The organism is Glaciimonas sp. CA11.2, assembly GCF_034314045.1.
Lineage (GTDB): Bacteria > Pseudomonadota > Gammaproteobacteria > Burkholderiales > Burkholderiaceae_D > Glaciimonas.
The window spans coordinates 580,159-600,243 of sequence record NZ_JAVIWL010000001.1 but is presented as its reverse complement, the minus strand read 5'-3'; the positions used below and the strand labels follow the sequence as shown (position 1 = coordinate 600,243).

21 protein-coding genes are annotated in these 20,085 nt (G+C 52.1%); 9 read left to right on the top strand and 12 right to left on the bottom strand.

The genetic code is table 11. From position 1 onward, the window contains the following. Window positions 1–11 precede the first annotated feature (11 nt). The 7 genes from RGU75_RS02515 (at window position 12) to RGU75_RS23930 (ending at window position 7,636) form a co-directional block, all read left to right on the top strand. Window positions 12–731 carry an NAD(P)H-dependent oxidoreductase gene (locus RGU75_RS02515; protein WP_322232692.1) on the top strand — a complete coding sequence of 240 codons (720 nt, stop codon included), beginning with the start codon at window positions 12–14 and terminating at the stop codon, window positions 729–731. Window positions 732–793: 62 nt separating this feature from the next. Next, the gene (locus RGU75_RS02510; protein ID WP_322232690.1) at window positions 794–1,249 is read left to right on the top strand and encodes a DUF2000 family protein; all 456 of its coding nucleotides are present in this window, start codon (window positions 794–796) and stop codon (window positions 1,247–1,249) included. 225 nt (window positions 1,250–1,474) lie between these two features. Further along, window positions 1,475–2,671 (top strand): amino acid aminotransferase, encoded by a 1,197-nt coding sequence (locus RGU75_RS02505; RefSeq protein WP_322232688.1) that lies wholly within the window; start codon window positions 1,475–1,477, stop codon window positions 2,669–2,671. Window positions 2,672–2,962: 291 nt separating this feature from the next. After that, window positions 2,963–4,498, top strand: coding sequence for an IS21 family transposase (gene istA, locus RGU75_RS02500; protein WP_322232686.1), 1,536 nt, complete (start codon window positions 2,963–2,965; stop codon window positions 4,496–4,498). After that, window positions 4,495–5,328 carry an IS21-like element helper ATPase IstB gene (gene istB, locus RGU75_RS02495; protein WP_322232684.1) on the top strand — a complete coding sequence of 278 codons (834 nt, stop codon included), beginning with the start codon at window positions 4,495–4,497 and terminating at the stop codon, window positions 5,326–5,328. The genes istA and istB overlap by 4 nt, the downstream gene beginning before the upstream one ends. Before the next feature lie 477 nt (window positions 5,329–5,805). Then, entirely contained in the window at window positions 5,806–6,909 is a 1,104-nt protein-coding gene (locus RGU75_RS02490; RefSeq protein WP_322232682.1) for a porin, read from the top strand. Between the two features lie 262 nt (window positions 6,910–7,171). Continuing rightward, window positions 7,172–7,636, top strand: coding sequence for a porin (locus RGU75_RS23930; protein WP_416186778.1), 465 nt, complete (start codon window positions 7,172–7,174; stop codon window positions 7,634–7,636). Here RGU75_RS23930 and RGU75_RS02485 read toward each other — a convergent pair. The 12 genes from RGU75_RS02485 to gspG all read right to left on the bottom strand — a co-directional run bounded on the left by RGU75_RS02485 (window position 7,545) and on the right by gspG (window position 18,398). Continuing rightward, a complete protein-coding gene (locus RGU75_RS02485; RefSeq protein WP_416186777.1) occupies window positions 7,545–8,168 on the bottom strand; it encodes a response regulator in 624 nt (207 codons plus the stop codon). The genes RGU75_RS23930 and RGU75_RS02485 overlap by 92 nt on opposite strands. A gap of 56 nt (window positions 8,169–8,224) precedes the next feature. Continuing rightward, window positions 8,225–8,767 (bottom strand): type II secretion system protein, encoded by a 543-nt coding sequence (locus RGU75_RS02480; RefSeq protein WP_322232678.1) that lies wholly within the window; start codon window positions 8,765–8,767, stop codon window positions 8,225–8,227. Further along, on the bottom strand, window positions 8,757–9,191 hold the full coding sequence (locus RGU75_RS02475; RefSeq protein WP_322232676.1) for a type II secretion system protein: 435 nt from the start codon (window positions 9,189–9,191) through the stop codon (window positions 8,757–8,759). Before RGU75_RS02475 ends, RGU75_RS02480 begins: the two co-directional genes overlap by 11 nt. A 2-nt stretch (window positions 9,192–9,193) precedes the next feature. Continuing rightward, window positions 9,194–9,862, bottom strand: a complete 669-nt coding sequence (locus RGU75_RS02470; protein ID WP_322232674.1) for a type II secretion system protein — start codon at window positions 9,860–9,862, stop codon at window positions 9,194–9,196. Between the two features lie 109 nt (window positions 9,863–9,971). Continuing rightward, window positions 9,972–12,557, bottom strand: coding sequence for a secretin N-terminal domain-containing protein (locus RGU75_RS02465; protein WP_322232672.1), 2,586 nt, complete (start codon window positions 12,555–12,557; stop codon window positions 9,972–9,974). Next, window positions 12,557–13,084, bottom strand: coding sequence for a secretion system X translation initiation factor (locus tag RGU75_RS02460; protein WP_322232670.1), 528 nt, complete (start codon window positions 13,082–13,084; stop codon window positions 12,557–12,559). The genes RGU75_RS02465 and RGU75_RS02460 overlap by 1 nt, the downstream gene beginning before the upstream one ends. 1 nt (window position 13,085) lies before the next feature. After that, the gene (locus RGU75_RS02455) at window positions 13,086–13,640 is read right to left on the bottom strand and encodes a hypothetical protein (protein WP_322232668.1); all 555 of its coding nucleotides are present in this window, start codon (window positions 13,638–13,640) and stop codon (window positions 13,086–13,088) included. Beyond that, the gene (locus RGU75_RS02450) at window positions 13,637–14,179 is read right to left on the bottom strand and encodes a hypothetical protein (RefSeq protein WP_322232666.1); all 543 of its coding nucleotides are present in this window, start codon (window positions 14,177–14,179) and stop codon (window positions 13,637–13,639) included. Before RGU75_RS02450 ends, RGU75_RS02455 begins: the two co-directional genes overlap by 4 nt. An 11-nt stretch (window positions 14,180–14,190) precedes the next feature. Beyond that, window positions 14,191–14,973: a hypothetical protein gene (locus RGU75_RS02445; RefSeq protein WP_322232664.1), complete on the bottom strand. Its 783-nt coding sequence runs from the start codon at window positions 14,971–14,973 to the stop codon at window positions 14,191–14,193. Next, window positions 14,954–16,651: a GspE/PulE family protein gene (locus RGU75_RS02440; protein WP_322232663.1), complete on the bottom strand. Its 1,698-nt coding sequence runs from the start codon at window positions 16,649–16,651 to the stop codon at window positions 14,954–14,956. Before RGU75_RS02440 ends, RGU75_RS02445 begins: the two co-directional genes overlap by 20 nt. Before the next feature lie 17 nt (window positions 16,652–16,668). Next, on the bottom strand, window positions 16,669–17,889 hold the full coding sequence (locus RGU75_RS02435) for a type II secretion system F family protein (protein ID WP_322232661.1): 1,221 nt from the start codon (window positions 17,887–17,889) through the stop codon (window positions 16,669–16,671). 44 nt (window positions 17,890–17,933) lie between these two features. Next, window positions 17,934–18,398, bottom strand: coding sequence for a type II secretion system major pseudopilin GspG (gspG, locus tag RGU75_RS02430; RefSeq protein WP_322232659.1), 465 nt, complete (start codon window positions 18,396–18,398; stop codon window positions 17,934–17,936). A gap of 360 nt (window positions 18,399–18,758) precedes the next feature. Between gspG and RGU75_RS02425 the strand changes: the two genes are divergently transcribed. Both RGU75_RS02425 and RGU75_RS02420 read left to right on the top strand, forming a co-directional pair. Further along, entirely contained in the window at window positions 18,759–19,376 is a 618-nt protein-coding gene (locus RGU75_RS02425) for a lytic transglycosylase domain-containing protein (protein WP_322232657.1), read from the top strand. Between the two features lie 95 nt (window positions 19,377–19,471). Beyond that, a complete protein-coding gene (locus RGU75_RS02420) occupies window positions 19,472–20,083 on the top strand; it encodes an SCO family protein (RefSeq protein WP_416186846.1) in 612 nt (203 codons plus the stop codon). Window positions 20,084–20,085: the final 2 nt, after the last annotated feature.

The following is a 20,085-nucleotide window of genomic DNA, read 5'->3' as shown; positions in this document are numbered from 1 at the left end:
GAGGCCGAAGTATGAAAAAAGTGCATGTAGTGTACTGCCATCCGGAGCCGAAGTCGTTCGTCGGGTCGATGCGCGACACAGTATGTCACGCCCTGAGTGAATCGGGCTGGCAGGTCACTCTAAGCGACCTTCACGCGAGCCAGTTCAACCCTGTGGCTTCCGCCGCAGACTTCGGCCAGCGCGAACGCTCCGACCATCTCGTGTACAGCCTTGAGCAGCGGCATGGCTGGCAACACAAAACCATCGCGAAGGACATCGCCGCGGAGGTTGAGAAGATCGTCGATGCAGAACTCCTGGTGCTGGTCTTCCCGTTGTTCTGGTATTCGATGCCCGCGCAACTCAAAGGCTGGGTCGACCGGGTCTTCCTCTCGGGTACCTTCTTCGGCGGCCGCCGTATCTACGACCAGGGCGGTATGGTAGGCAAGCGCGCGATGGTGGTCACTTCGCTCGGAGGCCAAAGCCACATGTTCGGGCCAGAAGCTATCCATGGCGAACTCAACGGCATGCTGAGACATCTGCTGCAGGGAACCCTCGGATACGTGGGGTTCGACGTGTGCGAACCGTTCTATGCCCACCACGTACCCTATGTCGATGACCAGGCGCGTGGCGCTATGCTGGACCAGCTCGATCGCGAGATGCGCGTAGTCGACCGGAGGCCCACTCTTCCGATGCCATCGCTGGAGGCGTTTGACGAGCAGTTTCGCCCGCGCGTCACCAAGCCGTCGTATTGAAGAAGTCGTTCGGCGGCGACCGCGAGTCCCTTTAATCTTCCACATCACTTTTTATGTCAACAATGAAAACCAACCTCCCATCCGAAGCCACTGAAGCCACTGAAGTCGTCCGATTCGACACGAAGATTGCCGTTGTCGTGCTAGAGGATCTGCCTGTCTGGCAGAAGCTAAACGTCACGGCATTTCTGGTCAGTGGCATTGCCGCGCAGCACCCGGACATCATGGGCGAGCCCTACGTAGATGCCGACGGTCAGGTCTACAACCGGTTGTGCCGCCAGCCGATCATTTGCATGGCGGCCAATGCCGACACGCTGCGCACGATCCACCGGCGAGCGATCGAAAAAGGGGTAACTACATCCGCCTATACCGAAGAGATGTTTACGACGGGACACGATGGGGCAAACCGAGCGGTGTTCGCCAAGTTTGGGAAGGAAGACGCTCGCATCGTCGGCGTCGCCTTGCGAGACAGCAAGAAGCGGGTTGACAAGATCACCGACGGTGCCCGCATGCATCCCTAGCAATTGATGGCGGATGGCCCTCGCGGAGCCCGTTCTCAGGATGGTGAAGCTTACGAAGTGGAAGACGCGTGCACAGGAACGGAACGCCTCTCTTTCGCCGGTTTCTTTGCATGGGTTCCAATCGTAATCTGGGCTTGTCTCAGGAGCAACTGATGCTTGGGTTGCGTTCATCGTTTTATCATTTCAGGCTACTCAGGTCTGAATAAATTCAAGGAAAGAAACAGTATGTTTGACCACATAGCTTCCTATGCTGGAGATCCCGTCTTTGGCCTAACTGATGCATTGCAGAAAGACCCCCGCTCCCACAAAATCAACCTAGGGATTGGTCTTTACCATGATGAGGATGGGCGCATTCCCTTGTTGCCGGTAGTTGCAAAGGCGGAAGCGGCGCTGGCTTTGGAGGTCCATGCTCGGCCGTATCTTCCGATGGAGGGAATTGCTGCGTATCGAGAGGCCGTTCAAGACATGGTGTTCGGCGCGTCGCATGAGGCGGTAACCTCCGGTCGCATTGCCACCATTCAAACGGTTGGAGGCTCTGGTGCGCTAAAGGTCGGCGCCGATTTTCTAAAACGCTACTTCCCCGACAGTGAGGTATGGCTATCCGATCCAACCTGGGGCAGCCATCATGCGATATTTGAGGGTGCAGGATTTAAGGTCAGGACGTACCCCTATTACGATCCGGTTACAGCCAGTGTTCGTTTCGACGACATGCTTGCGGCGCTCAAGAGCATGCCTGAACAAACCGTGATTCTCCTTCAGCCCTGTTGTCATAATCCGACGGGCGCGGACCTTTCTAATAATCAATGGGAAGAAATTCTCTCAGTCGTGCTCGATCGTAAACTGATTTCATTCCTTGATATGGCGTACCAGGGCTTTGGCGACGGCCTTGACGAAGATGCGTTTGTAATCCGTGCGATGGCGCAAACTGGTGCGCGATTCCTCGTTAGCAATTCTTTTTCCAAAAATCTTTCCTTCTATAGTGAACGATGCGGCAGCCTGTCGGTAGTCTGCGCAGACAAATCGGAAGCCGCGCGCGTTCTCGGACAGTTGAAGTGCACGGTAGGAACGAATTATTCGAGCCCACCAAACCACGGGGGGCAGATTGTCGCTCGCGTGCTTCTGGATCCTTTGCTACGCGAAGAATGGGAGGCTGAGGTTACCGCCATGCGGGTTCGGATCAAGACGATGCGTCAGAAGCTTTTCTATGCATTATCAAGCAGGCTTGCGGGTTGGGATCTGCAGTACCTCCTGAAGCAGCGAGGCATGTTTAGCTACACAGGACTTTCTGCAGATCAGGTCGACCGTTTGCGGGATGAATTTGGTATCTATCTGGTTCGCTCCGGTCGTATTTGCGTCGCCGGCATTAATAGCCGAAACGTCGAGTACGTCGCTGAGGCCATTGCGAAAGTAATTGTCGACTGAACGAAGTGGGGCACGTCGCTTACAGGCGGGCGTAACTGCGATCCGCATATCACCGATGAGATGATCAAACAGTATTTCAACTTTCGCCCAAGGGAGGGTGCATGCGCCATCAGTCCGTCTGACGTTACATCAGTGGCTGCTTGATTCTGGTGTAGTTCATAGAAGTATAAATGCCGCGTGAATAATGTACCGGATAGCGCACTTGAAACGGCCGTGAATGGCGCGTTAAAAGTGTACCAATCCCAGCCTGTAGTCTTATGCCCTTGATGGTGCATAAGAAAGGCGGAAAGGATGTTTCCCGTGGACATATACGTCAAAGTACGTCGCGCCGTGATGGTCGAGAACAAGAGTGAGCGTGCGGTTGCGCGCTACTTCGGTATCCATCGCAATACCGTCAGGAAGATGTGCCAGTTCGCGGCACCGCCGGGATATCGGCGAGCGCCGGCCCCGGTCTCTCCGACGCTGGCACCGTTCGCAGCCATCATCGACGCCATTCTCGAGGCCGATAAGCAAGTCCATGTGAAACAGCGCCATACGGCGGTACGTATCCGCGAACGATTACGTGACGAGCATGGTTACGACGGTAGCTACACCCTGGTGCGCGAGTACGTCAACGGTGTGGCCAGCCGGCAGAAGGAAGTGTTCATGCCACTGGCGCATCGCCCCGGCCATGCCCAGGTCGATTTCGGCGAAGCCGACGGGTACATCGGCGGCAAGAAGGTCCGCTTCCACTATTTCTGCCTGGACATGCCGCATTCGGATGCGTGTTTCGTCAAGGCGTATCCGACCGAAGACACGGAAGCCTTTCTGGACGGTCATCTTGCTGCCTTCGCGTTTCTCGGTGGCGTGCCGCAATCAATTCTGTACGACAACACCAGGATTGCAGTGGCCAAGATATTAGGCGATGGCCAGCGCCGACGGACCCATGCCTTTGCCGAATTGCAGAGTTATTACTTGTTTGATGATAAATTCGGACGTCCCGCCAAAGGTAACGACAAGGGTAAAGTGGAAGGACTGGTCGGCTACAGCCGACGCCACTTCATGGTGCCATTGCCGGTGGCAGATGACTTCGCTGCATTGAATAGCCAATTGCTGGACGGCTGCCTGAAACGTCAGCGTGCCGTGCTGCGTGGTCAATCTGACACCATCGGCCAGCGCCTCATCCATGACCGGGCGGCATTGATGCCGTTGCCGGTAACGCTCTATGACGCCAGTCACAAGCAAACCAGCCGGGTATCATCGCAATCGTTGGTCCGTTACCGCACCAACGACTATTCGGTACCGACGCAATACGGTCATCAGGCGGTGCTGGTCAAAGGCACCGTCGACTGGGTCGACATCTATCTGGTTGGCAATCCGGAGTGCATTGCGCACCATCGTCGCAGTTATGCCAAAGCGGACTTCGTGGTGAACCCGCTGCACTATCTGGCGTTGCTGGAGAGGAAGCCGCGTGCGCTTGACCAGGCTGCACCGCTGCAAGAGTGGGCATTACCAGCGGCCTTCGAGCGATTGCGACGCCTGCTGGAAGCGCGCATGGACAAGCGTGGGCGCAAGGAATATATCCAGGTCCTGCGGTTGCTGGAAACCTTCAGCATCGGGCAAGTCGAGCGTGCCATTGGCCAGGCCCATCATCTGGGCGTGCTCAGCTTTGATGCCATCAAACACCTAGTATTGTGCGCCATCGAACGACGACCACCCAAGCTGGATTTAACCCTGTATCCGTATTTGCCGAACGCCACGGTCGGCACGACCGATGCCGGCAGCTACCTCAGCTTGCTCAGCGGGAATGCGCTACTGACGCAACCTGTTACCGGAGACCTCGCATGAACGCCAACAGCGCGGCGCTGTCCGAGACCACCACGGTGGCACCGCAGGTACTGTTGGTCAACCACTTCAAAGCCCTGAAGCTGCCGACCTTTGCCCGGGAGTATGAGAAGGTCGGCGCCGACTGCGCGCGTGAAGGCGTAGATTACCCACGCTATTTATTACGGTTGTGCGAACTCGAACGTATCGACCGTGAACGCCGCACGATGGAGCGGCGCATCCGTCTGGCCAGGTTTCCGGTGACCAAGAGTCTGGATACCTTCGACTTCATGGCGATGCCAACCTTAAACAAATCCCTGGTGCTCGAACTGACACGCTGTGAGTGGATTGATAAGCGCGAGAACGTCATCGCGTTAGGACCTTCGGGTGTTGGCAAGACGCATACTGCGCTGGCACTAGGATTAGCTGCCTGTCAGAAAGGACACAGCGTTGCCTTTACGACGGCCGCCGCCCTGGTCCATGAACTGATGGAAGCGCGTGACGAGAAACGACTGCGTGCCTTGCAAAAGCAACTGACTAACGTGAAGTTACTGATTATCGATGAACTGGGCTATGTGCCGTTCACAGCGGTCGGTGCGGAATTGTTGTTTGAGGTCTTTAGCCGACGCTATGAGCACGGTGCCACGCTGGTGACCTCGAATTTACCGTTTGACGAGTGGACCAGCGTCCTCGGTTCGGAGCGGCTGACTGGCGCCTTGCTTGACCGGCTTACCCATCACGTCCACATCCTGGAAATGAACGGCGAATCGTATCGATTGGCCACCAGCAAGAAACGGCAACAGCGCAATGTCAAACCAAACAGCACTGCTGAAAAAGGAGGGGCCAACCCGTAAAAGCAACGTCTTGAGGGAACGGGCTACGCTGCGCTGCGCCCGCCACCCCAACTCTGCAGAGTATAGAAATGTGCATTGAAAAGAGAATAATTCAGGCCCTCAACGGCTCTATTTATTAACCCGGATTGGTACACTTTTAACGCGCCATTTGGTACATCTTTACTCCGGCATTGACATAGAAGGGCTGCTTTCATATCTTCTCTGAAAATTCAGTCTGATATTGATCAAAAAATACATCAAATTCAAGTCGTTCCAATTGCCTTAGTTTCTTATTTTTAGAATTTTCACGAGGATATTTATGAAGATAATTTGACGTCATTCTGGTAGAGAGCGTTTGAAACGCTCATGCAAAGGTGTGGGGAATTAAAGCGTGGAAGAAGTGCGCATTAGTGCGCATTGTGTCTCGCTTCTGAAAAATTTTTTATAACTTATATCCAGGGTTATTCAATGAAAAAAACAATATTAACACTGTCCGTAATGGGCACATTATCCTCTACGGCATTTGCGCAAACGAACGTCACGATGTATGGCGTGATCGATACTGCCATCCGTTACACAAATAATCAGGTGACATCAAACGGTAAATTAGGCAGCCAGACGGCGATGACCGAAGGGGCTTTTCAGGGTTCGCGTGTTGGATTTAAGGGAGAGGAAGACCTGGGTGGAGGGACCTCCGCCGTGTTTAAACTTGAAAACGGTTTCCAGAGCAACAATGGCGCGATTGACCAGCAAGGGCAGATCTTCGGCCGTCAGGCATTTGTCGGTCTAAAGGACAAGAGTTGGGGTGAGCTCGACCTTGGGCGCCAATATGGTATTGCCAATGACCTACTGAGCAACTACGATCCTTTGGGGATTGGTAACTTCAACGAAAACGAATGGGCCTCCTTCTACTATGGCACCCGCTTTGACAACACGTTGAAGTACACCAAGAGCTTTGGCCCGGTCACGGCTGAACTTCAATACTCGGTCGGAGAGAGGGCAGGGCAAACCAGCATTGGCGCAACAAGCGGTGCCGCACTGAGTTATACGCAAGGCCCGTTGAGCATCGGCGGCGTTTATCAGCAATCGAAGGATGCCAACTCTGCGTTGCTCAAGGTCGCCGGCTTGGGCGGATCGTATGTTGCTGGTCCAGCGACCCTGTACGTGCAATACTTCAACGCCAAGCGTGATCCTGGTTTCGCCAAGGCGGCGTCCAATAGTGGTGGGGCGCTTGCCAATACCACCTTGCTTTCCAACGCAGGCAATACGCTCAAGCGTACCGATAGCGTGTGGACTGCGGGCATCTTGTATCAGGCTACAGCGGTTACTAGCTTTATCCTCGGCTACATGAGTGATTCGATTAAAAACGTTTCGTCCGCAGGCGACAGCGGCAGGGTCTCGACCCTCTATGCGGTTGCTGATTACAATTTCTCCAAGCGCACAGATATCTACGTTGAAATCGACCGCACGTCCCTGTCCGGCGGTGAAATCCAGGATGTCAACGGGGTCATGCCGTTTGCCGGCGCCAGCCTCGGAGCCGGCAGCGCCAATGCCGCCTCAACGCGCAACGGTGTAGGTATCGGTCTGCGGCACAAGTTTTAATTTGAACAGTACAAGTTCGATGGATAGCTTCACTGTGGGGAACTGCCGCATTTATCAATAACCTCAACGCTTGTAGCCATCCATAAGGTAATCCTCGACTTTGTCGGGGATTTACCAAAATCCAACATAAAAATCGTTACATAACAAGGAAATCACGGATACCTTTATCTAACAAATTATCAATGGCTTAGTGCTGGGAAGCATGTATCCATTCATCGTAAGCGGTCCGTGAGCGGCGTCTATTGTGCGCGTGGCGGAGTGGATGATGGTGTCTACAGTAAATGAACCGCACGCCAAAAGATATGTTCGGTGCAGTCCCCGAGTGGACAATGCGATTGGCATTTTTTCGCCAGATATGAGCGGGTTCAAAATCCAGGGGGCGTTTGCGAGAGTAGCTGTTGGCGGCGGCACACCGTTGCCGGAGGTTAGTGGCAATAACAATATGCATTTGGCGGCCGAATACGAAAAAGGGCCACTGTATATTGGCGTTAATTATGAAGAGATTAGTAATACATCCTTAGTTTATAAAGTAAAGCGGACTGGCGCGGGAACATCTTATCCATTTAGTGATCAATGGAAGCTATTCGCGGCAGTGGATAGGGAGTCTGCCTATACTCGAGTGGTTGTGCGATTAGCTAATCCGAGATTACTACAGTCTTGGGTTCGTTTTTGTTTTCAATTAATCCCATATTCAACGCAAATAGCACAAGTTCTGTTGCATTCTTAAGCCCAAGTTTGTGCATCAAATTGGCCCGATGCTTTTCGACTGTCTTAGAGCTGATGTTAAGAAACTCAGCAGCCAAGCGATTCGTACGACCTTCCGCGATTAGCTTAATGATGCTGCGTTCACGGGAGGTCAGTGTACTCCACCGGGCAACGGTTGCCGGCTCTGCGTCGCCGCGTAAAATAATATCGATCAGGTGCACAGACAAGTCTGGACAGATGAATTTTTTCCCCGTAACGACGGTATGCATCGCACCAATAAATTCTTCATACGAAGAATCTTTGAGTGCATAGCCATCCGCCCCGGCCCGAAACGCCTCGCGTACGTATTCGTCGGTTTTATATCCTGTTAGCGCAAGGATACGGATGTTAGGCAGGCGTCGTTTTATTTGTGCAGTAGCTTCAATCCCATTGATGCCAGGCATGGACAGATCCATTAAAATCAGATCGGGTTGCAAAAGAACAGCATTCTGTATTGCCTCCTTGCCGTCCCGCGCTGTACCAACAACTTCATAGTTGGGCAGTCGCATGATCATGGATCGGAGGCCTTCTCGTAATAAATTATGATTTTCAACGATTAAGACGCGATGGCTCATGGTTTTACTCCCTGATTTTTTTCTTGTTTTGCTGCTACTTTCGGTGTGACAGATATTGCTTTTCTGCCTCGCGGCGGGGTGAATAAAAACTTCCACTGATCGTATGTTTCTATGACTTCGAACGCTGTGTAAGGTGGAAAAAAACCGCTTCGTTTAATGGCTTTTTTCTGCGATGTGCTCGCCACACCATGAATCTGTTCCCCGATATGGATTAATTCAAACGGCTCGCCCGTCATCGGGTCGAGGTAGAGGCGGCGTAAATGCCGCACAGGTATGGGAAATCTCTGGTCTTCAATCAGCTCATCCAAACGCATCGGCAACGCCTTGGCATTGCCAGGGGTTGCATAGTAATACCGTTCAATCGCTAGCCTATATTGATTACCGATAAAAAGCAGGTCTTCTTCGTTTTCACGCTGGCGTTCCAGAGACCACCAGCTAACGGCCCCCATCAGAGCAATCCCCATTAGTGCCAGCGTTAATAGCAACGCAAGTAATACAATACCGCGACTGGGTCGGGTGGTTAGATATTTATTTTGCATCACTTACCTCTGCGGCGCTATGCACGTCATAAACGCCACTTATTCCTCCACTATTCCCGTTTGCATCTGTGCCCGTTGCAGGGTTCGGTTCCCTACTGGATACTGTATCCACAGGCGCCACAATCGTCCAATTGCTCTTTTCGGTCAATGGATCGATCGGAACGCTGCGCAGGTAACGGCTTTGCACCAACGTATCAAGCGTTTCAGGATAGTGGCCCTGATCGCCATAAAATTTATCGATCGCATCACGTATTGAGGCTAGGTTTTGCTGCTGAACCTTGATTTTTCCGTTTTCCAGTGCCGTGAAATATCGTGGCACGGCCAGGGTAAGGAGCAGGCCGATGAGGGCCATGACGATGACCATCTCGATGAGGGTAAAGGCCTTGTTGCGGGAGTAGGCAGGGATGGAAGGCACACGTTTCATGATCACCAATCCTTATAGTAAATGCCGTTAAGCCCCCTGCGAGGCGATAAAGAGGCAACATCAAAGATATCTTCGCCCGGTTGCGGCGCCTCAGGCGGACTCCCATAACTGCGTAGCATCCAGGTTTGGGCGGCTGGCAGTGTCGCATCTAAAAAAAATGGATCACGCGGAACACTGCGCAGAAAGATTAACCGCCCATGTTTGATATCAGAAGGATTTTCCACGCCATTTACTAACAACTCCAGAGTCGGTGGATAGCCAGATTCACCCGTAGCTTTAGGAATCTGGCCATTATCTGAGGCTCTTTTGTAGGCATCAAGTGCGCCGCGAATTTGATGAAGGGCAAGTTTTAATTCGGTTTCCTTCACCCGCACGGATGAAATTTCATATAGTGGTAGAACGACCAGTGCCACTACCCCCACCAACGCGAGCGTGACGACCAACTCAATCAGCGTGAACCCGCGCGCAGATACTCGGCAAATTGCGATGGTTGAGCGAGCTCCATCACCTGCTTGCCTCGTTGGCAGCGGAAGGTAGCTTAGAGCGGATCGGGAACATAGCGAACATAGCGAACATAACGAATATATTGCGCTGGCCAACCATCTCCAAGGCTGCGCCCTCAGCCGCCAAACCGAAGCGCGCTTTATCTGCTGGTAATTTAAAGTATTCATCGATAGCACCTTAAAGATACATATTCAGGATCATCGCTTATCAGTATTCACAGGCGTCAACTTCTTCTATAAAGTCAACGCAGGTAAAGTCTTATCTCCCAAACCGCTGTTAAGGATTGACGGCTAATGTAAGTGGCTGAGGGCGCGGTATAGTGAGTAAAGTATGCCCATCATTGACATCGACTTTTGCCACCAAGACCTGGGTCCGCTTGCGTGATAATTTCGCGACAAATCCAAGATTGAGTAATTCACCAGACCCCATGAACGATGCTGCTTGATCAGCTGTCAGCAGCATACTGGCGCGGCCCGCAGGCTGATTGATGGAGGGGGCAACGTTACCAACATGGGAGCGAATGCTAAATTCCCCCAGCGTAACTTCGACCAATGTCAGGACCACCGCATCGTACTGAATGGAAAGCGGCAGGGCATGAATATTGTCGAAATTTTCACCGCTCAGGGTCACGTTGAACCGTTCTCCGGCTTTGACATTGTCAGGCGAACTCAAGATAATTTTTGGGCTAGCGCCAGTTGCCGCCGGAATGATAGCGGCCACGCTGACTGGTATGCCTACGCTGGTTGAAGCGGCGTCAGGATTATTGTCGCCATCGATCTTCGTCATGCTGGTTTTAGCCGCCACCTCAGTGCCGCCGGGCAGGGCGGGCTGGACGATTGCACTTTCCGGAGGAAGGGCAGATGTCGGGATAATCGTGGGGGTCAAAATAGCTGGTTCTTTTGGCGCCGGTGGGACGGGTACCGCAACGACTATTTCGGACCCGGCTGGAACAGCATTGCTGACTGTCTCAATCGGCTTGGCGGGCAAGGTTAGCGGCATGGGTTCGATCCGGGCAGCGCTATTCGCTGCGGGACTATTTGGACTTGCGCTGACACTTGAAATAGGGTCCAGACGTAACGGATTTTCTCGAATGGTGCCTTCCGTCCCAGACCAGACATCGGCCATGGTATCTTCAGCAATCCCTTTCGCCCGTAAAATACGCGGCGTGATCGACAGTACGATTTCAGTTTTGGTATGGTTGCCATTGTTGTTTGAGAACAAGCGGCCAAGTATCGGAAGCTGACCAATTCCTGGCACTTTGGCTGCGGTATTACGATCCGAATCGCTGATCAGCCCACCTAATATCTGGGTCTCTCCATCATGCAGTCGCAGACTGGTAGAAACCATTCGTGTGCCAATTTGATATGCCAACGAGCCACCAGGACCCGAAATTTCTTTGACGATATTGCTGACTTCAAGATTTAATTTGATCCCGACGTCCCCTTCAGCGTAGACATGCGGTTCAGCCTCAAGCTTTATACCGACATCAATGTATTGAACGGAGCCGGTGATCACTGGCGTACCGGTTGACACCGGCGTTACCGTATTGGTAATGATAGGGACTTTATCGCCGATGAGTATTTTCGCTTTTTCGTGCTCGCGCACACGAATGCGCGGACTCGCAAGAAGATTGGCGTCGGTGTCCTGAAGTTTGAGATTCAATCCGGCTTGGAGCGGCGTTGTGAGCAAGCTGTTGGAAGAAAGACGTTTCAATGCACCCAATGTCAACGCGCCACCATTTACATCGGTTGGGGTCGACACGTTGAAGTTGTCAGGCCATACGATGCCAAGGTTGGAAAGTCGATCACGCGAAATTTCAAGTACTTCGACTTCAAGCATTACCTCTGCATCGGGAAGATCATGGGCTGCAATTACCCGCGCCGCGACCGACAATGCTTCTGGCGTGTCGCGCAGTACCAGCGTGTTCGTATGCTCGTCGACCTGTACTTCCTTGATCTTCAGCACGCTCTTCAGCATCCCCTGAATATATTTTGCATCACCGTTGGAAATCTGGAAGGTACGGACTTTGAGTTCTTGATACTCTTTTTGCTTTGTCGCTATCGCCGGATAAATGAACATCGTGTTGGCGTTAAGAATTCTTTTTTCAAGCTGGTTTTGCAGCAAAATTAAATCGACGGTATCTTCGATGGAGCCGTCGCGGACAAATATAGTGGTTTTTAAATCAGCTCTGACATCGCGGTCGAAGATGACATTCAGACCTGTCGTACGTGAGAGTGCCTCAAACACCATACGCAAATTGGCATCCCGAAATTGTAGTGTGACCGGTTTTTTTAATATTGACTGGCTCACGATCACCGCCTCTTTTGCACGGTGCTGGGCATCCAGTTGGTCATCTATCTTGCGCATTGCCTCATTGGCGCGTTTATTCGCCGGGTCGCTCAGCAAAACGACCCGGATGCGATCCTTAGCAGCATCGAGCTTCCCGGCAGCGGTCAATTTATCGGCATCTGCAAGAATATCGCTATGGCGGACATCCCGCGCCACATCAACTATGCCGCGACGTGAACGCTCATTCGATTGATCGAGATTGAGCGCCGTCAGAAAAGCATAATGCGCACCGGTGAAGTCACCGGCTAAACGCAAAGCCTCCCCACGCTGGTTCAAATTTTTGGTCTCATCATCCAGGCGATCCAGATAATCACGGCGATAACGCAAATTATCCGGTTCTAACAGACTCGCTTGTCGCAGGCTTACCAGTCCTTGTTCATATCGGCCTTCTTGCACCTGCCTTTGTCCGTCCTTGTTAAGCCGTTGCGCCGCGCATCCTGCGAGCGCAGCTGCGATCAGCAACGGTAATAGTGCGCGGTGCAGACGGATGTTGTTGGTTTTGAGGTGGATCACTAGAGTTCTCCTTGGATTCGGATGACTTGTTTCTGATTTAACGGCAGATACGTCAGTGCGATTTCCTTGGAACTGACTGTGTCAACGTGGTAGTTGCCATCAATGGTATCGCCAGCGGAGACGATCAGAAGCGCTTCTCCCTTGGCGAGAAAGGCGGCCGGTTTGGTGCGATCCTCCAACATCCCTACAAAACGGTAAGGCATCGGCGGCGCTTGCGGTGGTGGCGCTGGTGCAGCCTTTGGCGGTGCCGGTGGCGGTGGCAGTGGAGGGGTCCAGTCGGTAGCTGCGAATAAATTATTTTTTGAGACCTGATCCAGATCGGCACGCTTAGGCAGCACAAGCGATGAGGTCGATGAAGATGATGATCCGGTATGCGGATCAGATGCGACCTTGGCATGCGTGCGACTGAGTGGTTCCACTATCGTGGCCTCACCTGGGCCACTGCGAAAATGGTTTGCCAAATATGCCGTCAGCATGCCGACAATCAGCAGCAACACTATCCGGGGGCGGGGAATGTCGACTCGCATATCATGCTCCTCGATAAAAAAGTGTGAAGTGAATGCGGGCATCAAGCATGTCGTTACTTGCCGCAGGGCGTTCCATGTGGAGTTCCGCAAGTGAGGCATTCGGTACCGCATTGAGTACTCCTGCGACAAAACTGCGCAGCGTGCTGTAGTTGGCTTTGACCGGAAATACGATCTCGTACTTGATAAATTCGGTACTTGCTTCAGTCGAGATTTGATAATCTCCTTTGTTAATGTCAAGTTTTGCTTTGCTTGCTTCGTCCAAAACGCGCCGTAGATCGCCAGCATTCTGATTAATAGTGGGAAACCAGTCATTGAATTGTGCAAGCTGATCAATTGATTTTGGCGCCACTTTCTTGATCCGACGGTCACGATTCAAGGCCTTCTGTTGCACTGCGGTTTGCAATTGCAGACGGCGTGTAGTTTGTTGCAAACGTGGCGTAACCACTAGCACTGCCAGTAAAGTAAAAATGATCAGGACAAGCCCGATCAGCCCCTTCATTCCCAATCGACGGGTTAAAGCATAATTGGCGGTGACCAAAGCGGATGAGATGTTCATTTCTCGCTCCAACGGGCTTGTATCTGAAAGCGCACTGGCGATCCCGGTATCTGACGCTGGACCTGATGCGAACTCAGAATCACTTGATGCAATGAGGGTTGGCGCTGTAGATAGACCAAATAATCCAGCATCGTCGACACGTTGCGCGCTTCCGCAGAAAGCCGCAGCTGGTGGCGCGAGGCGATCGGTTCAATCGACAGTAGCGCAATCTGTTCCATCGGCGCTGACTCTAGTATCTGGAGTAAATCATCCCACGGCATCCGCAATTCATTCACCACTAGCGCAGCATTACGAAAGCGCTGAAGTTGGACTGCTGAAACCTTCGTGGGGGTCTCGTCACTTTGTTGGAAAGCGCTCTTGCGAAGCGTCAATGCATCGCTTTCCATCATTTGATTTTGGCGATTCGTATAGGCCGAACTTAACTGTAGTACCCCGTATCCGCTGGCTAAAAAACCGACGGATAACAAGGCTATTGCGAATGGTTGCGTAGCTCGCTGCGGCGCCCCGAAGTTCAAATGAAGACGATAAAATGAGGACACAATAATGACTCCTACGACAGCGTCGTTGTGAGTAGTAACGGTTGCCAGCGACCGGTTGCATCAGTCGGAATTTGTTCGATATCGGCGTCGAATAATATCGGTAACAGATGCGGATCCGGGATTCCTACCCGACTGCAAAAAGCATCGCAGCTATCGCGCAACTCTGTCCACACCGGCCGCGACAAACGTTCGTTCGCGAAGGCCTGCCATTTCCCTTCTCGTATTAATCCTAGTGTCAATGAATGATGGCGCAGTTTAGCCACCATCGCATTCGGTTGGGTCAGCAGCGTGGCGCGGCAATTTAAAAATTCTGCGAATGCGGGTTCTACCCGATTTAAGGTATATCCGGCCTGTTGTATCGCATGCTTGATAGCGTCAAGTATCGGGATAGGAATACCGCACATTACTACGCTCAGACCACCTTTTTGAATCGAGCAGCGCAGCATCAGATCAGCCGCATCCAGCCCAAGGGTATCGGCCAAGCTCAATCCAGCTAGCCGCTGTAATTCAACTGATGAGATGATGCGGGCATCGATCTCCAGTACATCGTAAAACACCAGAGTGTCGGCGATCACGACGTTGACCGCGTGAAATGGTCGTTTAACTTTGGTCGTCAGATCGGCCAGTGCCTCTTTTATAGCCGCGCTGAGATGCTCGGAGCGGGCCACGCCATAGGGCATATCGGTTACGCTTCCCGCGACTTCCACGATGAGGTTTTCAAGAGGGCCAATTTTCGCCCTAACTTGATCGGTATCGATCACCAGCGTAGCCGTTTTATTCCACAGGTGTAACACGATTGATCTCCTCGAGAGTAGTCAAACCTTGGGTGGCTAAATCGACCGCAGCTTCACGCAGCGTTCTGAGTCCTGCTTGCCTGGCAGCGTGCTTGATTCTGGATAACGCTGCGCGTTCACCCATCAGGTCGCGCAGGATATCGTCCAGCGCCAAAGTTTCGGCGATGGCACGTCGTCCCTTGAAGCCTGTTCCACGGCAATGTCCGCATCCCAGCCCGCGCTTGAAGTCAACGGATGCGAACGCAATGTCCGTCAGTCCGGAGCGTGCAATTAGTTCTGCAGACGGAGTGTCCGGGACTGAGCACATCGGACAGTTAATACGCACCAGACGCTGGGCCAGAATACCGTTCAGTGCCGACACGAAGCTGTATGAGTCAACCCCCATATTGGCAAATCGTCCAATGACATCAAATACATTATTGGCATGGACGGTCGTAAATACTTGGTGCCCGGTCAGCGCGGCCTGCACCGCAATCTGGGCTGTTTCCGGATCACGAATCTCACCCACCATAATCTTGTCAGGATCGTGGCGCAGAATCGAGCGCAGTCCGCGGGCGAAGGTAAGACCTTTTTTCTCGTTGACGGGGATTTGCAATACGCCGGCTAACTGGTACTCGACCGGGTCTTCAATGGTAACGATCTTGTCCAGGCCGGTATTGATTTCAGAGATAGCGGCATACACGGTTGTGGTCTTACCGCTGCCGGTAGGACCGGTGACCAACAGCAGGCCATACGGCAAAGCCGACAGTCGTCTGACAAATGCCATAGCCGGTTCAGAAAACCCAAGTGTTTCCAGGCTCAATGCTTTGCGTTCGCCTGCTAGATGGTATCTATCCAGTATGCGCAATACCGCATCCTCGCCGAACAAATTCGGCATAATCGAGACCCTGAGATCGATTTCCCGACCCTCTACCAGCACCTTGAAACGACCATCCTGCGGAATCCGCCGCTCTGCAATGTCTAGTTCGGAAATGACTTTTACGCGCGACAGTACTTGCTCTGAAGTGTCGCTGCCATCTACCTGCTTGATCATGGTCAGCACGCCATCGAGACGGTATTTGATGTTCATGCCATGCGCTTGGGTTTCTAGATGAATATCACTTGCACCTGCACGCAACGCATCGTAAATCGTTGAGTTGACTAAGCGGACGATGCGACTTTCGGTGCTACTGATACCTTCAATCGAGATGGTGAGGGCGTTACTGTCATTGGTGGTCGTAGCGTCGGATATCCCGATCGAATCCATGGCACGTACCGATTTTTCCATTGAAATAAGATAGGAACGTACATCTAAAATGGTGGCGATACCCCAGTGCAAAGATTGCTGGCTGCGGTTGCGCAGCTTCGCATAGATCCAAGCACGGGTGCGTACATCTAGTGGATCGGCCATCACCAGAATCAATTCATCATTGACGTCGGAAAATGCCAGACATAGCCGCTTGCTGGCCTCGACAAAGGAAATCAGCGCGAAGTCCGGCTTCATCAGACGCATGGTATCGAGCGTGATCGGTTGCATCCGGAAGTACGTCGCAGCTGCTTGCAGATAAGCGTCCGAATCGGTGCCGAAAGTAGCTTCGATGCGCTCAATAGTATTTAACGCAGCGTTCGATTGTTGCTGGATATCGCTGATGAAATCTGCATCCAGGACACGCGTGAGTGAGAGGGATTCGTTTTGCATAAATGATCCTATAAGGTTCACTGTAAACTTGATGCGATGTCGAAAATCGGTAAATACATCAGCACGACTATGGCACCGATGATAAGACCGATAAGTAGCATCAACACTGGTTCAAACAAGCGCGTAGAAACCTCAATCGAACGTGCCAAGGTGTTTTCCTTGAAGGACGCAATCCGCGCTAAAATTTCTGCCAACTGTCCGGTACGCTGCGCTACCGTTAGCATGCGTAACGCCACCGGGTCTGCCAGCCCTACGCGTTGTAGTGCCGGCCCGATTGCGCAGCCCTCGCGCATCGCAACGACGGCAAGCAAAAGTTGTTTGTTATCGCCGGGACTAAGCAGTGAACTGCACATTTCAAATGCCCTGACAGCGGAGATACCGCCCTCGATTAACATGCTACTAGTACGGTAAAACTGCGCATGTCGAAACATCCGAATCAATATGCCGATGAATGGGAGTTTTTCTAAAATCGGCAGATTCCAGTGGGCGCGAGCTGCACGTCGGATCGCCCATATCAGCGACAGCAACATGCAGATAAAAGTACCGCCCATGATTTGGGGATGTAAATTAATCGTTTTTCCGACGTTAATCAGCATCATTGAAGCGAACGGAATTTCTCCCCGCGAACTCTCAATCAATGTCGAGAATTTAGGGACGACGAAACCCAATAAAAATAACACAACCACTCCACCGACTCCGAGCAGCATCAACGGATACACTGCGGCGCCTACCGCTTTTGAGCGAATTCCCCGCAAAGTTTCGAAATTACTTGAGTAGCGGCGCAATGCGGCTGCCATATCGCCGGTTTGCTCGCTGGCAGCGATGCTTGCAATCAGTAGTTGCGGGAAAACGTCCAGCCTGTCGCGCATCGCAGCGGAAAAATTTCGTCCTTCTTTCAATGCGCGTACCAGGCGCGCAAGTACGCGGCTGGTTTCAGAGGATCGTTCCTTCTCAGCCAGGGTTTCGATGCCGTCGATGATACCCAAACCGGCGTCAAGGAGGGCGCCAAGCTCGTGGGCGAATAGCGCTATGTCCAAACGCACAGTATTGGGTTTGGATGTTTTTCCGGCCCCAAAAAAACCAGCGGAACGCGGCTTGCAAGAGAGCACGCGCAAGCCCTCGCGTTGGGCGAGTTGCGTGGCGAGATCTGCATCAGCCGCAGGAATCCGCAAGATGCGGATGGCACCGGCTTCCGCTACTCCCACAACCTCAAATTCAAGGGTACGCGCATCGTCCATCAGGTCCTCCTTGTACTCATTGCGCTGCTGGTGAAGTTGGGCCTCTATTGAGCCATCCAGGAGCCCACGTCAGTGTTTTCACCAGTCCCCCCTACCTGTCCGTCGGCGCCTAACGAACTGATGTCGTAGCCATCATGATCACCCGGAGATTTATAGATAAATTCGCGGCCCCACGGATCAGGCGGAACGGCCCTGACCAGATACGGACCTTGCCATTTTTCTTCATCGTTAGGCTTGGTGAACAGTGACTTTAATCCCTGTTCGGTGCTGGGAAAATGCCCGACATCCAGACGATATTGATCTAGTGCTTTACCGAGAGAATGGATTTGAACACGGGTGATTTTGGTATTCGATTTGCCGAGTTGCTCAAAATAGCGGGGGGTAACAATAGCCGCCAGCAAGCCGATGATAAGGATCACCACCAGCAGTTCAAGCAGGGTAAATGCGGCGTACCGGCTGATAGGTATAGGCGTGAGCGACTTCGCGCCATAGGTGACGTTACGGGTCATTATCCTTCTCCCTGAACCGAAGATCCCGCGCTATTGAGACCAGCCATCACGTCCATATATAAAAGTTTTCTGGGCGGAAACAGACAGCAGGCTTAAGCAGAGTGGGTCTAAGTTGTTTTGTGTTTATTGCAAGTTTTATTGTAATTTATAATATCTTTTTGTCAACGAGTAAGTGCGGGTATACCCACTAAAAGTAGTACTTACCCTCCCTCCCGGGGGGGAAGGTTGCCGGAAATATTTTTGGCTCTGGTGAAACCCCTACTGAGCAATTTTGGGGAGTTATACCCATGGATAAAAAGGGATGATGGGTAGATCAATTGGCAGCGCAATAGCCTATACATACATGTGAGGCTAAAAAAAATGACAATCTTGATCCTACGGGTTTTACTCTTTATGTTTGGCGCAGGTGCGTTATTTTTTTCATGTCCGTCGATTGCGCAAGTCTATTCGGGTGTAAATGCCGAGGGAACCTTAGTCCTGTCTAACTTTAGCTCTGGCGATACACCAACGATCGTCGTTCCCGGCCCAATATTGGCTGAGGCCAAGTCGCAGAAATCTCATCCACGCCGGGACATTATTTTTTCTATTCCATTGGTCCTCAAAGCGCTAGTAGAAGATTCGGCAAAGGAGTACGGTCTGGACCCCCTTCTACTGCATGCAGTGATCAGAGCCGAGTCCGGCTATAACGCGCAAGCCATATCGCGCAAAGGCGCACGCGGGTTGATGCAATTGATGCCGGACACCGGTCTTCGCTTCGGTGTCAAAAATCTGCTTGATCCGCGCGAAAACCTGAAAGCGGGCGCGCAGTACCTGCGTTGGTTATTAACACTCTTCGACGGTGATATCGAACTGGCGCTGGCAGGATACAACGCAGGAGAGAATGCCGTGATCCGCGCCGGTTATCGTGTACCTCCCTATAACGAGACGCGCAATTATGTACCAAAGGTGCTGAAATATTATCGCGGAGAGCGATCCTGATGGCGGTCTTGATATCCAACCCGGAAGCGCCGGCTGACGGAAAGAGCAGCCCACCGCATAACCCTATGTTTGTACGTCTATTCGGAGAAATCAACATGCGCCTTACCAAAATAATCTGTGGTCCGTTATTTTTTTCGACTGTACTGGTGTCGACCAGTGCGTTCGCCGTAAATATGGACGCGCATGCACATCATCATCATCCTATGTCGACCGAGTCGTCGCAGGCAGTTGTCGACTATAGTTTGCCGAAGGTAAATTTGGTACGGCAGGATGGTAAGACGGTCCCGTTGGCTGACGAGTTAAATGACGGGCGGCCGGTTATTTTGAACTTTATTTACACTACTTGTACGACGGTTTGTCCTCTGACTAGCCAAACGTTTTCACAATTGCAAACGGCTTTGGGCAGTGATAAGTACAAGGTTCATCTTGTCTCTATATCGATAGATCCTGAAGAGGATACGCCAGCGCGATTGCAAAAGTATGCACAAAAATTCGGCGCTGATTCGGAATGGAATCACTACACCGGCAGCGTTGAAGCCAGTATCGCCACCCAACGTGCGTTTGATGTCTATCGGGGCGATAAAATGAACCATAATCCAGTGACCTTATTGCGCAGTGCTCCGGGAAAACCTTGGCTGCGTATCGATGGCTTTTCTTCTGCGGCCGATCTACTCAACGCCTACCGCAATCTGGTCGCTGTCAAGTAAAG